Source organism: Pseudovibrio ascidiaceicola (assembly GCF_900114245.1).
Taxonomy (GTDB): Bacteria; Pseudomonadota; Alphaproteobacteria; order Rhizobiales; family Stappiaceae; genus Pseudovibrio; species Pseudovibrio ascidiaceicola.
Genome location: NZ_FOSK01000011.1, coordinates 89,629 through 103,161, shown reverse-complemented (window position 1 = coordinate 103,161; position 13,533 = coordinate 89,629). Strand labels below are relative to the sequence as shown.

Below are 13,533 nucleotides of genomic sequence, written 5' to 3'. Positions count from 1 at the left end.
AAACCTTCCAGCTATTTTTGCGGAGCAGCGCTTTCTAAACCCCATCCGGTAAAGATGCGAGACGGTTTCTCAACCTTTTCGGCCGGACGCTTAACTTCGGCATAGCATTTGGATGGCAGCTCTTCGTAGGTGCGACGCAGCTGCTCGTAGCCTTTGCTCGCATCCCAAATCTGCTGGGCAGACGGGGTTTCTACTTCGAGCGCATTGATGGCGATCTGATAGGCCTGCAGACGGCGACCAGTGGCACGGAGCACCCAATCCACAAAGGACTTATTCTCGCGCACTCTCGCCTTTACTCCCGTCGCGAACTGCGGGTTCACCTGAGTTTGGCGGTTCAGTGCCTCAAGGCGTTCATGATCACTCACCAGCACCTGACGAGCGATCTTACAAAACGGCAGCAGGAGTTTCTGATCCGACCTCATGTCATCAATCAGGCGGGTATAACGCGTTTCACTAGAGCGGTACTTATCCGAACGCAGATAAACGTAGTAGTTTGATGGATTGATCGCAGCATAAGGATCTTTCAAAAACCCTTGGCGTTCCAACTGAGCCTTGTTGGCTCCAATCCAATCCTCAGAGGCCGGCGGCACAACCAGTGTCCATCCGCGATCACGAAGTTCATTTTCCTGATCTGTCAAATTGAGGTTGGAAACGTCCTGCTTTTGGGAATAGCGGTAGAGCATGCCCAGATCTGACGCAACTCGATCATGAAGGAAATTGGGCTTTGCTCGGCCAAAATCTCCAGTGGGCTTGGCGCAGGCAGACAACAGCAGGCTGGTTGAAGACACAAGTAGGAGACAAGTCGCAAAGGTGCGGCCTTTGCTGATCAACCCTGTTTTCCCGAATTTGCCCATGACTCACAATCCCACTGCTTGCAGCAATGGAGATACAGGCAAAAAACGTAGGAAGCTAGTCCCTCTCGTATTCCGAGTGCTCTTCTACAACCCGAATGATGCCAACTCTGCTCCCACAGGCCAGTCCCGACGGCATTTTGTAAACACCTGGGAAGATATGGATCTGGGCAGATGAAACCTGACGGTCAAAGCCTCTACGTATCTGCAAGGGCTGCCTGCGAGACCGCTCAGTCACGAGATCATGAAGTGTACCCATTGCTTGTCCTCTGGCACATTTACGGGTCAGTTTCGTGGTTCTTCTAGCTCCCAGTTAAGCGGAGTTTCAGTTAATGAGCTGTAAAGCATTTGCTCCTAAATTTAGCTAGTAATTCTATTCGATGTCATATGTATCGCTGCGTTTTTCTGGCGAATGCGAAAAACATCGATAAATCATTGTTTTGCGTATACAGGTTCCTTCACTCATGGAAGACAGGTCTCAACTCTTAATTGCAGCAACAGAGGCTTTTGCTCAAACCGGCCACTCTCATGCAAGCTCTCATATGTATGAGGAGTTAGCGCTGCAACACCTGTCATCAGCCACCAGGGCAAGTCGACTGAAGGTAGCGCATCTGTTGTGCCCAATCTCTCATGCTCCGGAGGCCGTGATGAAAGCTCTTGCAAATGACCATGACCAGATGATTGGAGAATACGTTGCTCTCAATTCCAAGAGTACCGTTGCCCCTTCACATCCAGCCAGTTCCTCTGATGAGCTTGTAGAAGATCTGGTTGGCCTCTTCCTAGACAGCGCGCCGATCTCATCATACAAAGACCTTTCAGCAAGCCTGACAGATGCTTCAGCTTCAGATGACGCGGTCGACGCCCTGACGGAGAATGAGGCGCAAGAGCTTACGCTTCGGGGATTAAAGTACGGCCACACGAGCATGGTTGGTCAGCTGGCTCAAGCCTGCCGCATGTCTCCAGATCAGGTTCATCAATGCTGCACGCATTCTTCTCCAGACGGGTTCATTGTCATGCTCGTTGGTCTTGGTTTCTCTTCGCGCCTTATTGATCAGCTGCTTGTACGGTTTTGGGGCACACTCATTGAGACGGATCACATGAGAGACCTGCAAAAAACTGCTGCTGGCGTTAACAAGAAGATTGCACGTCAATTGCTCAGCAGCTGGAGTGATGAGCCTTCTCAGCCGCGCTATCATACGATTTTTGAAGCAACTGAGACAGTAGTGCGGGAACTAAAAGCTCAGGGCACATCTTTGACGCGGTCCTCACACTACCATTCAGAACTTGCGACCCTTAAAGCCTGAGAATAAGTCTTCAGGCCCCGGCTCTTTTGGCAGTGTCAGGAAGCTTCTGGCTTCCTTATCTTCCACTTCGACGACCCAGAAGTCAGGATCCATACGCTCTTCGCGTGCGAGTTTGGCTTCAATTTCCTCTCGCGAAGTCTTTTCCATCAAACATTCAAACTCGCGATCAAGTGGCTTTTCCCCTTCAAAGAAAGACTGTGGGGCAGGACCATAGAAGTCGTAGGTCGTGTCCAACCGATCAACAATGATGAAGATGGCACCGGCTTCCAGCGCACCTTTGCGGCGTATACCTGCGAAAGCACCTTCTGCGAAGCACCGGCGTGTGTAAGCAGCGACCCAGAATTCAGAGGTTACTCGCATCAAGTTGTCTTTCTTATTGAAGAAGTCGCGTGATCAGATCCGTGTACCACTGATTGCTGCAAGTTTGGAGAAGAGGGCTTCGCTCATTTGCCCATCTATCCGCAAAGCATTATCGCGTTGGAATGCGGCAATTGCAGAGGCAGTCTGACCACCTGGAATGCCATCAACTGTAAGCGGGCCATACCCCAGGTCCGCCAATGTTTTTTGTAGGCGCTTGATGCGCTCAGTCATTGCATCCGTTTGACCCGAGACTTGCGTCAGATTAGAGCCACTTTGCGTCAGCGCCTCTATTTCCTCAGGGCTTGCCCGAGGGATAGGAATCTCAGCACCTTCGGCAGCTGCAGTATTGGGGGAAGGCGTAAACGCGTCAAAGTCCATTGTAAGTCGTGCGAGCAGTGCTTCAGTCACCTGCCCGTTTTCACTCATCGCCCGCTGTCTTTGATAAGCACGGACCGCACGCTCTGTTGCAGGACCGAATTGGCCATCAAGGCTGCCCGGGTAGACACCTAAACGACGCAACTCCTTTTGCACTTCAGCGACCAGCTCTTGCTGCCTCAATCTTTGAGTTGCTCTTACAAGTTCTGAGCTGTCTAACTGGCTTTGAGAGATCCGAGTGGCGATCATTGGAGAGGGATGCTTGGCATCTTGCAAAAAGGCTGCATTAACCGCGATCAGTGATGCCATACCAACAAAACCTAACAACACCAGCGTTGAAAGCTTGTTCATGCCAGCGGACTTTTTGGAGGCAGCGTTTGCAACAGCAGCATGATCGACTTCGCCATTTTCATAGAAAACACCGTCTTCGTCATAATCTACGTGCATTTGGTAATCACCATCAGGCTGCGTTTGTGCAGCCCCCCTACGGGCTCCACCTTTGCTCGCTTTTTTACCGTTTGGCTTTCGCCCCACCATCAAGCACTACCTCTTTCAACGCAATTCATGTGTTACCCGAGTACTCGGTCACCACCAATTCTAACTGGTGCCTTCCTGAGAGGTTAGAGATATCGCCCTCACCTCAGCAAGTCCACTTTGAATAGATCTCTGCCCACTGAGAACAACCATAAAACCTTGGGTTAAATTGGGCTCTCTTTCAGTTTTCCAAGCCTACTGTTTCTATCAAGTTTTGCTTAAAAAAGCTCTTATATGCACTTTTGAGTTTTAATTGTGAGCCTCATTTGGTGGCTTTTTCACTTCAACGAGACGCCGCTGGGACACTTTTTCTACACCTTTTATTAATCATAGGCACGGTTTCCGAAAATTCATAAAGACGAAAAATAGCCATAAATTTCAGTAGTTTTCAAATTTACATAAAATTTGATTCAATTTTATTGAGAACAATATATGTTATATTTGAGAGTAAACCCTATAGTTTCAACAAGTTAAGTGACTATCTAAAAGTTGTCGGCCTCTTCGGCGCAATTGAAACCCACGGGCGAAACCAATGTTCTTTTTGCTTAGAACTACATTTTGGATCGGACTTGTATTGCTTCTGCTTCCAATCGGAACTGGTAGCGATGAAGATGCACCATCTATTGGGATCGTTCAGGTTTATCTTGCTGCGCAATCCACAGTGAAGGACCTCGGTGGCTTTTGCGATCGCAATCCGAATGCCTGCGAGATGGGTGGCTCTGTCATCACGCTCGTCGGATTAAAGGCAAAAGAAGCTGCTAGGCTCACTTACAATTACCTCAGTGACAGTGAGGCGGAAGACCTGCAACCCACAAAGTTTGCTGCTCTGCCTTCAGCGCAAGATGCTATCGAAGCTATTCCGTTTGATGAGGTTGCAGCTGGCCAGTTGCTGCCGAGCCTTACAAGCCCATCTGACGAGCCTGCACATTCCGGTACACTTAGTTCAGCTGATCGGGACATACCATGGCAGCTCAATCAAGACCAGCAACAGAACAGTTCTGCGCAGGCAGATCCATCTGAACAAGGTCTGTTTGCTGAAGTTCAGCCAATCTATGCAACTCCGGTTGCTGCTGTGCCGTTGCCGCGTCCTAATCCGCTTTATTACGGCCGGAATTAAGACCAATCTCCATAATACTGAGCCTTTTACGGCCTATACTCTTGCTTGGGGTGTGGGCCGTTTTATATTTTGAATCCAATCGTATTGCCCCTGACCGATTGGCACGGTAGAAACGCCTGCAAAACCCTGAGTGAAAGAATAGTATTATGACCACTGCGATCGCTGATATTCTGGAAGGCTTTGAATTCCTCGAAGACTGGGAAGACCGCTATCGCTATGTCATCGAGCTGGGCCGAGAACTTGAACCTCTGACAGATGATGAACGCAGTGAGGAAAACCGCGTTCATGGCTGTGTTTCTCAAGTCTGGCTTTCGAAGAACATTCAGGAAGATACCGATAAAGGCCCAATCCTATTCTATAAGGGAGACAGCGACGCCCACATTGTTCGCGGTCTTGTTGCTATCGTTCTTGCGCAATACTCCGGTGTTTCTGCAAAGGAAATTCTTGCAACGGACATCGAAAGCATATTTGGCAAGATTGGCCTCAAAGAACATCTGACGCCTCAGCGTTCCAATGGGCTGAGCTCCATGGTTCAGCGTATCAAGGATGATGCGTCTGCAGCTCTAACTCAGAATTAGACGCTGCCCAGCTCGCCATCTGAGCGTTTTTGGGACCGACCGCACGATTACGAGACGAACCGTAATGTGTAGCAAGTCGATCTAGCGCCAACCCCAGAACAATCTTAGCCGTTCGTTGTGGCCATTGGCGTTCGCTCTCTACCTGTTTCAGAGACTTCAAGAAACAGCATACATCCATGAGAACGCCGGAGAGCTCCGGTCCGACAGTTGAGAGAGCTCTTTGAAGGCGATCTCTGGCATCGTAAACGCTGTCGGATACATCATCTACCTTGGTACTCGATCGTGATGATTGCTCAGTGCGCCAGTTCGATCTAACGGTTCCCCAAAGTTGCGCGTAGGTGAAGTCTTCTCTTAATCGCTCACCTGCTTCAAATTGCAGTTCGGAGATGTAACCTCTCCCTGTTTTGTCTTTTCTACTCTTTAGCCAGGCGAGCGGGCTTTCTGAGTTGATGGTGTTGATCTGAGATTGCTCCGTTTTGGATTGAGTCTCCAATCCTCCTTGGCTCAATTTTCGCCGCAACCAGCTTTTGCCTTCTTTGGTCAACTGGTAGCCCTCCGCATGGGAAGCAACCAGCGACAGGGCCATTGCACGCGATAAAACAGCTTTAGCATCCCCCTTAGGTTCCGCATGCTTCTTTGCAACTGCGAGCCCTTTACAGAACTTGATGAGTTGCATTTCAGATACTGCTTCCTCAGGCTGTGTAGGCATCAGATTGACCTCCTGAGCTCAGAGAAGAATGCATGCGGGCACTGGCAACAGAGGCCGACAGCTGGCCCTCTATCTCAGAGAGGACGGCATCAAATCTTGGATCTTCTCTTAAATCTTCAACAACCTTGCAGGCATGAGCTGCGGTTGTCCTGTCACGACCAAAGACTGCACCTGCTTGGGACAGGGTCATGCCCATTGAGACGTGAAGAATATACATTGAGACTTGTCGTGCTTGCGCAGCCCTTGCATAGCCACGAGAAGCAGAGTGAAGCTCCTCAGGCTTCAAACCAAACGCAAGTGCGACATGACCTGTGGCCATCCAGTCCACCGCTGACAGAGGCTTTTGCAACAGTCCAGAATGAACCGAAGACTCCGAACACGGACTCTTGGACATCTTATTTTTCTCCCCCTCAGAAAATCTTGGCATTTAATTACTCCAATGAACTGATTGGTTATCGTCAAAGAACAATTGATTGTTGCCCTAGCGATACTCGGGGGGGATAAGATTGGAACCTCGCAGCCTCAACACATAAATTTTTCTAAACGACTGGCGAAATAAACCGATTCTTGAGTTCAGTTTTGGAGTCGCAAAAGCTCTCCTTAAAACCTTATCGAATTATATTTTTGAATTAACTCTTGAAACTTGCAGGCATTTTGAGATCACAACTCAGGAATGCGCGTGAAAATTAGAACTTAAGCTCTAGTGTGAGATGAGTGAAATTTACCTTTACGGGAGGTCAGAGAAGACGTGTGTGATCACTATGCACAACCCGTGCACCCTTAAGGGAAATTCATCAATAATGGGGGAATAAGAAATAGCAGAAGGGGAATAAAAAAAACCAGCCCCGAATGAGGCTGGTTTTTCATCAGGATATTTCCTGAAATTACTTAGCGCGTTTACGCTGCTGGCCGAGACCCATTTTCTTAGCAAGCTCAGAGCGAGCTGCTGCGTAATGAGGAGCAACCATAGGGTAGTCTGAAGGCAGACCCCATTTTTCACGATATTCTTCAGGTGTCATATCGTAATGCGTGCGTAGATGACGCTTCAGGGACTTAAACTTCTTACCATCTTCAAGACAGATGATGTAATCGTTTGTGACAGACTTCTTAACCGGCACAGCTGGCTTGAGTGGCTCAGGCTCTGGCTCGGAAAGATCACCGCTGGTTTTCTGCAAAGCGACGTAAACGTCGTTGATCAGCACAGGCAAATCGGCAGAGGCCACAGTGTTATTACCAACATAGGCTGACACGATATCAGCAGTCAGTTCCATCAAATTGTTATCTGCAGGGATCTCGCTCATCACTAACCTGTCATCTTGTGGATCTAAATTTCGTAGGTGTGCTTGTATATTACAGAACTAATACTTCAATCCGAAGATTAAACGTTAGATCCGTACTGATCTCAGCTGAGCTTCGACTCTAAACAAGCAAAAACCATAGGGGGCTTTTATAGAGACAGGAAATAAGGATAACAAGTTAAATTCGGAAAGAAAAAGCAGATTTACTATGGTTTTTTGTGCATTGTGATTTAGAAGGACCTTACAGACTTCCAACAAACTTGAGAAATCATAGAAGTAAACTAGATAAACTGCTTGCCGTAATGTACAGGCAAAAGAATGTGACTGTACTGCGTAATTGGCTGTTGGCAAGGCGATGCCGGTGAAACTCCAGTTCCTAGTCAATCGCCGTCCCAAGGGGCATTGTCGATTATTTCTGGTGGTCTGACTGCACTAAAGCCCAGAAACTTTGGTTAAAGCTGACATATTATTGCGGAGCCTCGGGCTCCGTAGACTTCTTTATCACGCTCAACTCGTCCAACTTGGTTTCCTTACAAGGTTTGTAACCCACCACATAGGCTGCTCGTGCGATGAGGTGTGCAGAAACCGGAGCCGTCAACAGAAAGAAGCAGACGGTCGCGACAGCGCGCATGAAATCATCCCACTGCTGTGAGTAGAGCCCAAGTGCCAGCACCATCAAACCAGACCCTAAGGTTCCAGCTTTTGATGCTGCGTGCATGCGTGTGTAGACGTCTGGCAGGCGATTGATGCCTAGTGCTGCACCAGCTGCAAATATTGCTCCAATAATGAGCATAATCCCGGTTAGGATGGAGATAACTGCTGACATCATTTCTGCTCCTCCTGTTTTTCGGAATCTTTGATTTCCTGCATAATAATAAAGTCTTTCGCCTGTCCTCGGTTCAAGATGAAGCGAGCGAAGGCAACGGTTGCCAGAAAGCCGACAAGTCCGAGTGCAAGCGAGATATCGATGTAGAGCGTGTACGATGACCCAACACCTACCGTGGCGATCAGACCGATAGCGACAACCACCAATAGATCCAGTCCAACAATACGGTCAGGCAAAGTTGGGCCTTTGATAATGCGATAGACAATTAACAAGAATGTCAGGCCGAGAATAAAGAGTGCAATACTCACACAGGCATACAGGAAATCTGCTGCAAAAGCCTCAAATCCGTTCATCGAAACGCCTCCAAGATCTGACGTTCAAAACCATTCTTGATGCCATCAATTGTTTCTTCTGGGTCTGGTACATTGAGGCAATGCACAAACAAGACCTTTCGATCTTCTGATACATCGACCGATAGCGTTCCCGGCGTCAGTGTGACCATGTTTGCCAGCAATGTGATCTCAAAGTCTTCGCTGACTGAGAGCGGCACTGCGATAATGCCCGGATGGAGCTTGATCTTCGGTTTGATGACAATCATCAGCACACGCCATGAGGACAGAACCAACTCTTTGAAGAAACTGCCTGCAAGAATGAGGACCTTCCCTCCGCGTTGAAAGTAATCCCGAAATGCGATTTGCTCCCGGATCAGGAACAGCGCGATGCTGGACAAGATAAAGCCAAAAATCAGATTGAGCGGTGTGAATGAGCCGGTGACCGCCCCCCATGCTGCCGCAAGCAGCAAGTTCATGAGAAAGACCATATTGTTCATCGGATACCTCCAAACACGGAACCGATATAGGCTGTCGGATCAATCAGCGTTTTTGCTCCATTTTCAGTTATGGACATCATGGTTTCCGGTAAGATTCCAATCACGAAGATCAGTGCCGTCAGTACGATGAGCGGTAACCAGATGCTCCAGGATATATCGGCGGCGTCAGAGCTTCCTGCAATGGGAAGAGCTTGAATGCCATCTACCGTGTGCTCGTTGCCACCCCGCCAGAATGCGAAGATCCAAAGACGTCCTACAGCGATGGTCGTAAACAGTCCTGAGACCAAAATACCTGCTGCGACCCAGCCACGACCAGCTTCTAACGCACCTGCTACGAGGAGCAATTTAGCCCAGAAACCAGAAAAAGGTGGCAAGCCTGCCACTGCAAGCAAGAGGATCAAGCCAATTCCGGCCCCCAAAGGCGTGCGGATATAGAGACCACCAATTTCGCGTAAGGAAAATGTGCCGCTCATCTGGAACATAAAGGCGACCAGAAGATAAAGCGCGGTCATGATGAGAACGGAGTGCATGGAGTAGAAGATTGCGCCAGATACAGCAACTTCATTGCCAACCGCGATACCTGCCATCATGGCACCGATACCGGCGATAACGAGATAAGCCATCAGGCGTCGGATATCTGTTTGAGCCAGCGCACCAAGCGAGCCGGTCAGCATCGTTGCGATTGCGACTATTCCGATTAATGAGGCGAGCCAGTCACGACCCTCAGGCATCAGCAGAAGCATCACTCTGAGCAGCGCATAAACACCGACTTTGGTGAGCAAACCTGCAAAGATTGCGGCCACTACCAAACGTGGCGTGTGATAAGAAGCCGGAAGCCAGAAGTTGACCGGGAATGCCGCTGCTTTCATAGCAAATGCGAGGAAGTAAAGCGTCGCTAAGCCAAGCATTGGACCAGAATTGTCGAAGGCTTTCAGCTTGCCAGCGATATCCGCCATGTTCAGCGTACCAACCAGCCCGTAAAGCAAGCCAGTTGCTGCAAGGAACAGCGTTGTCGCAATCAGGTTCAGCACTGCATATTTTACGGCACCATCGATCTGCACCTTTTCATTTCCGAGGATCTGCATACCGAAGGATGAGATCAACAGGACTTCAAACCAAACATAAAGGTTGAAGATGTCACCCGTTAGAAATGATCCAGTGACACCGCAGAGCAGCATCAGAAGGAACGGATAGAAACCGTAACGCCGTTCATTTTCGGCAATTGAGTTCATTGCGAAGACGGCAACACACATGGTTGCTACAGAGGCTGTCAGCGCCAGCAACGCACCAAGTGGGTCAGCCGTAAAAGCGATACCGAATGGCGGGAGCCAACTGCCCATCACCATTGTCACGACACCGTTGGTGAGAACGTGGTTAAGCAAGCCAATGTTTGAAAGGATCACCAATGCGATTGTTGTGATCGCGATCCAAGGCTGAGTCGCCGATTTCTTTCGGAAAATAATTGAAATTGCACCGCCTGCCATGGTGAGCAGAACAGGAGCAACCAAAAGCCAGTCTGCAAGAGGCACGGCCTCCGTCACCATTGCCGCTGTAATATCAACTGTAGTCTTCGTTGCAGCCATCTACTTAGTACCCCAGCGGCGGTTCAGAATGTTCTTTAGGTTCTGCGACGCGCATATCAAGCAAGTCATCCGTTCCCAGTTCCTGATAGGCCCGGTAGCCAAGAACCAGGAAGAATGCCAGGAAGGAGAACGAGATCACAATTGCGGTCAGCACCAATGCCTGAGGCAGAGGGTTCGCTGTTGCTTCTACCGGGAGATAGCTTTTAAGCGGAATGATTGGCGGGACATCACGTGTGAGACGTCCTGCTGTGAAGATCAAGAGGTTCACGGCATTCCCAAGAATGGCAATGCCCAGCAGGATCCGCACGAGTTTGCGAGATAGTAGCAGATAAATGGAACCAGCAAAAAGGATCCCGACCAGAACAGAGAAAAGCGTTTCCATTAGTCTGCCCTTTCTTCCAGAGAAAGAGCGATCGACGAAATCGCCCCTACCACCACCAGATACACTCCGATGTCGAAAAACAGCGGTGTTGATAGATCAATTACAGTGCCCAAGAACGGGAGAGCAAGCCACTGGCTTGTCATTGCCGGCTGACCCAAAAACAAGCTTGGCAACACAGATACCACCGCCAGGAGCAAGCCTGATGCAGCAATGGACATAGGATGAAATTTCATTGCCCGGCGAACTGCTGAGACACCGCAAGCAATGCCATAAATTGCAAAGGCGGAGACAGCAATAAGTCCACCGATGAAGCCTCCACCTGGTTCATTATGCCCACGGAGCAAAACGAAGACGGAAAAGAGCATCATCAGAGCAGAGAGATACGGAGCGACCGTTCTGAATATAAGGGTATTCATTAGCGATTTTTCTCCGAGTTCGAGTTTCCGTTTGATTTAGGTCGCACTCGGATAAGTGCAAGGACCGCCAGACCGGTTACCATCACAACAGAGATCTCTCCGATGGTATCAAAGCCACGGAAATCAACGAGAATAACGTTCACGATGTTCCGGCCATGCGCGATCGTCCTACTGTACTGCGTGAAGAACTCAGAAAGCGTTGGGTCAAACGGCAGCTGGACAATAGACATGAGCAACATGCTGATACCAGCACCGCAAAGCACTGACAGACTGATGTCGAAAGCCTTGCCACGTGACGACCGGGCATCGGTTGGCTTCAGATTCAGGCGGGTCATTACCAATGCGAGGATCACAACGGAAAGGGTTTCGACCATAAACTGCGTGAAAGCCAGGTCCGGAGCACCAAAGAGCAGGTAGATCAATGCCACTGCAAAACCTTGAATACCAAGCAGGACAATCGCAGTTACTCGATAGCGTGCTGTCAGCACAGCATAAACGCCAATCACGGCAATGGCCGCGATAAACCACTCATAGGCGTAGAAGCTACCTATACCTTGCAGCTTCGGCCAATTACCAGTGAGGATCATTGGCACAAATAGTATGAATGCAATGACAGTGAACGTGGCACGCATGTAAGTGACCATACTGCCAGTTTGAACAGTTTGGGTCAGTGTGGTGGCAAAGCGAATGATGATTTCCAGGACCTGGTCGAAACCTTTATCCGGTCCCCACCCAATGGCACGCAGAGCATCGGCAACAATCACACGAAGCTTATCCATGTACATGAAGATGATAATACCAAGGGCAATTGTCGCCAAAGATAGATAAAGCGCAGGTGACAGGTATGTCGGGAACAGATGTAACTCTTCATCAAACGGTACGCCGAGGATTGCAGAGGTCATTGGTGACAAGAGCTGATGACCAACTGATGCAATGAATGCGCCTGCAGCCAAACCCAGAACCGCGAGAGTGATTGACCCTGCAATGAGTAGGACTGTTCCTTCATGAGCAACTTTTGGTGTTTTCACCTTGGCACCGAAGAACGGTTTGATGGCAACGGTTGCAGCCAAAGCAAACATCATGGCGTTGCCCAACACGGCAAAGCCAGTCCAAAGTTCGCCATTCACTGTGTGCCATGTTCCGTCATAAAGAACTTCTTTTGCAACAAAGCCGACAAGGGGTGGTAAACCCGCCATTGATAGAGCTGAGAGAACTGCAGCCGTTCCGGTGATCGGCATGAGAGAGAACAAGCCCCCTACCCTGTTCAGATCGCGTGTGCCTGATTCATGGTCGACGGTTCCGACCACCATAAACAAAGAGCCCTTAAAGAGAGAGTGCGCGAACAGGTATATAACGGCGCCTTGAATAGCGACTGGATCTGATGTGCCCGTCAGCATCACAAGCAGCCCAAGAGATGCAACTGTTGTGTACGCCAGAACGAGTTTGAGGTCCGTCTGCCGAATGCCAAGGATGGTGCCGACAAGCAGCGTGATGCCACCAAAGATCGGAAGCACAGTCATCCAAAGTTCAGTATCTCCCAGAACCGGATGCATACGCATGAGCAGGTAAACACCAGCTTTCACCATAGTCGCAGAGTGCAAGTACGCAGAAACCGGTGTCGGTGCTTCCATTGCGTTTGGAAGCCAGAAATGGAATGGGAACTGAGCAGATTTTGTGAAGGCGCCAAGAACGACCAAAATGAATATCGCGGTGTAATACGGGCTTTCGCGTAAAACGTCGCCAGAATTGAGCAGTTCACTCAACTCGAAACTGCCGCCTTGGTATCCAGCTAAGATCAGACCAGCCATCAGCGCCAGACCACCGCCGCCAGTCACAACAAGCGCCTGCACAGCAGAGCGGCGCGAGGCGCGGCGCAGGTGGTCGAACCCGATCAATAGGAAGGACGTGATGGACGTCAACTCCCAATAAACGAAGAGCGTGATGACGTTGTCAGCAACAACAACGCCCAGCATGGCTCCCATGAACAGGAACAGGTAGGACAGAAACTGTCCAAGGTTCTCATGGCCTTTCAGGTATCCACCTGCATAGAGCGTAATGAGTGTACCAATTCCCGAAATCAAAAGCGCAAATAAGACAGACAGGCCATCCAGATAAATCGAGAAATTTACGTTGAAGGTGGGAACCCACTCCAAGCTCGCCTTGAATGTTTGCCCCTCGGCAATTCCTGGCACAAAGGAGAGAAACTGTAAGAACGCCAATGCAGGAATAACAGCGAGAAGCCATGCAGCATTGTGTTTCAGAGTCTTTGCCAGAAAGGGACTAAGCGCAGCGGCAACAAACGGGCCTAATAACGCCCAGAACGTTGCCTCGACACCGAATAAAGGCATGTAGCACTCCGTAAATTTATTAG

At 49.5% G+C, this 13,533-nt stretch carries 17 protein-coding genes; 3 read left to right on the top strand and 14 right to left on the bottom strand.

Going from position 1 to position 13,533, the window contains the following annotated elements:
- Positions 1-11: 11 nt before the first annotated feature.
- On the bottom strand, positions 12-854 hold the full coding sequence (locus BM231_RS19635; protein WP_093522036.1) for a hypothetical protein: 843 nt from the start codon (positions 852-854) through the stop codon (positions 12-14).
- A gap of 55 nt (positions 855-909) precedes the next feature.
- The gene (locus BM231_RS26880; protein WP_139226375.1) at positions 910-1,110 is read right to left on the bottom strand and encodes a hypothetical protein; all 201 of its coding nucleotides are present in this window, start codon (positions 1,108-1,110) and stop codon (positions 910-912) included.
- A 388-nt stretch (positions 1,111-1,498) separates the two neighbouring features.
- Here BM231_RS26880 and BM231_RS19630 point away from each other — a divergent pair, with 388 nt between their 5' ends.
- Complete coding sequence (locus BM231_RS19630; RefSeq protein ID WP_208860518.1) at positions 1,499-2,155, top strand: hypothetical protein; 657 nt, start codon at positions 1,499-1,501, stop codon at positions 2,153-2,155.
- Here the strand turns inward: BM231_RS19630 and BM231_RS19625 are convergent.
- Both BM231_RS19625 and BM231_RS19620 read right to left on the bottom strand, forming a co-directional pair.
- Entirely contained in the window at positions 2,129-2,515 is a 387-nt protein-coding gene (locus BM231_RS19625; RefSeq protein ID WP_093522034.1) for a DUF1491 family protein, read from the bottom strand. The genes BM231_RS19630 and BM231_RS19625 overlap by 27 nt on opposite strands.
- A gap of 33 nt (positions 2,516-2,548) precedes the next feature.
- Entirely contained in the window at positions 2,549-3,337 is a 789-nt protein-coding gene (locus tag BM231_RS19620) for a peptidoglycan-binding domain-containing protein (protein ID WP_208860517.1), read from the bottom strand.
- 619 nt (positions 3,338-3,956) lie between these two features.
- Here BM231_RS19620 and BM231_RS19615 point away from each other — a divergent pair.
- Positions 3,957-4,541, top strand: coding sequence for a DUF5330 domain-containing protein (locus tag BM231_RS19615; protein WP_093522030.1), 585 nt, complete (start codon positions 3,957-3,959; stop codon positions 4,539-4,541).
- Between the two features lie 146 nt (positions 4,542-4,687).
- A complete protein-coding gene (locus BM231_RS19610; RefSeq protein ID WP_093522028.1) occupies positions 4,688-5,119 on the top strand; it encodes a SufE family protein in 432 nt (143 codons plus the stop codon).
- Here BM231_RS19610 and BM231_RS19605 read toward each other — a convergent pair.
- From BM231_RS19605 to BM231_RS19560, 10 genes are all read right to left on the bottom strand, one after another.
- Positions 5,082-5,828 carry a DUF6456 domain-containing protein gene (locus tag BM231_RS19605; protein WP_093522026.1) on the bottom strand — a complete coding sequence of 249 codons (747 nt, stop codon included), beginning with the start codon at positions 5,826-5,828 and terminating at the stop codon, positions 5,082-5,084. The two genes, BM231_RS19610 and BM231_RS19605, sit on opposite strands and share 38 nt — an antisense overlap.
- Positions 5,812-6,222, bottom strand: a complete 411-nt coding sequence (locus BM231_RS19600; protein ID WP_159437975.1) for a helix-turn-helix domain-containing protein — start codon at positions 6,220-6,222, stop codon at positions 5,812-5,814. The genes BM231_RS19605 and BM231_RS19600 overlap by 17 nt, the downstream gene beginning before the upstream one ends.
- A gap of 490 nt (positions 6,223-6,712) precedes the next feature.
- The gene (locus BM231_RS19595) at positions 6,713-7,129 is read right to left on the bottom strand and encodes a Ros/MucR family transcriptional regulator (RefSeq protein WP_008549808.1); all 417 of its coding nucleotides are present in this window, start codon (positions 7,127-7,129) and stop codon (positions 6,713-6,715) included.
- Positions 7,130-7,592: 463 nt separating this feature from the next.
- Complete coding sequence (gene mnhG, locus BM231_RS19590; RefSeq protein ID WP_093522022.1) at positions 7,593-7,955, bottom strand: monovalent cation/H(+) antiporter subunit G; 363 nt, start codon at positions 7,953-7,955, stop codon at positions 7,593-7,595.
- Positions 7,952-8,305 (bottom strand): cation:proton antiporter, encoded by a 354-nt coding sequence (locus BM231_RS19585; protein WP_063296268.1) that lies wholly within the window; start codon positions 8,303-8,305, stop codon positions 7,952-7,954. Before BM231_RS19585 ends, mnhG begins: the two co-directional genes overlap by 4 nt.
- Positions 8,302-8,781 carry a Na+/H+ antiporter subunit E gene (locus tag BM231_RS19580; protein ID WP_082827139.1) on the bottom strand — a complete coding sequence of 160 codons (480 nt, stop codon included), beginning with the start codon at positions 8,779-8,781 and terminating at the stop codon, positions 8,302-8,304. The genes BM231_RS19585 and BM231_RS19580 overlap by 4 nt, the downstream gene beginning before the upstream one ends.
- Complete coding sequence (locus BM231_RS19575) at positions 8,778-10,364, bottom strand: Na+/H+ antiporter subunit D (RefSeq protein WP_063311989.1); 1,587 nt, start codon at positions 10,362-10,364, stop codon at positions 8,778-8,780. The genes BM231_RS19580 and BM231_RS19575 overlap by 4 nt, the downstream gene beginning before the upstream one ends.
- A 4-nt stretch (positions 10,365-10,368) precedes the next feature.
- Positions 10,369-10,746, bottom strand: coding sequence for a Na+/H+ antiporter subunit C (locus BM231_RS19570; protein WP_063296266.1), 378 nt, complete (start codon positions 10,744-10,746; stop codon positions 10,369-10,371).
- Positions 10,746-11,162 carry a Na+/H+ antiporter subunit B gene (locus BM231_RS19565; RefSeq protein WP_063301932.1) on the bottom strand — a complete coding sequence of 139 codons (417 nt, stop codon included), beginning with the start codon at positions 11,160-11,162 and terminating at the stop codon, positions 10,746-10,748. The genes BM231_RS19570 and BM231_RS19565 overlap by 1 nt, the downstream gene beginning before the upstream one ends.
- A complete protein-coding gene (locus BM231_RS19560; RefSeq protein ID WP_093522020.1) occupies positions 11,162-13,510 on the bottom strand; it encodes a putative monovalent cation/H+ antiporter subunit A in 2,349 nt (782 codons plus the stop codon). The genes BM231_RS19565 and BM231_RS19560 overlap by 1 nt, the downstream gene beginning before the upstream one ends.
- Between the last annotated feature and the right edge of the window lie 23 nt (positions 13,511-13,533).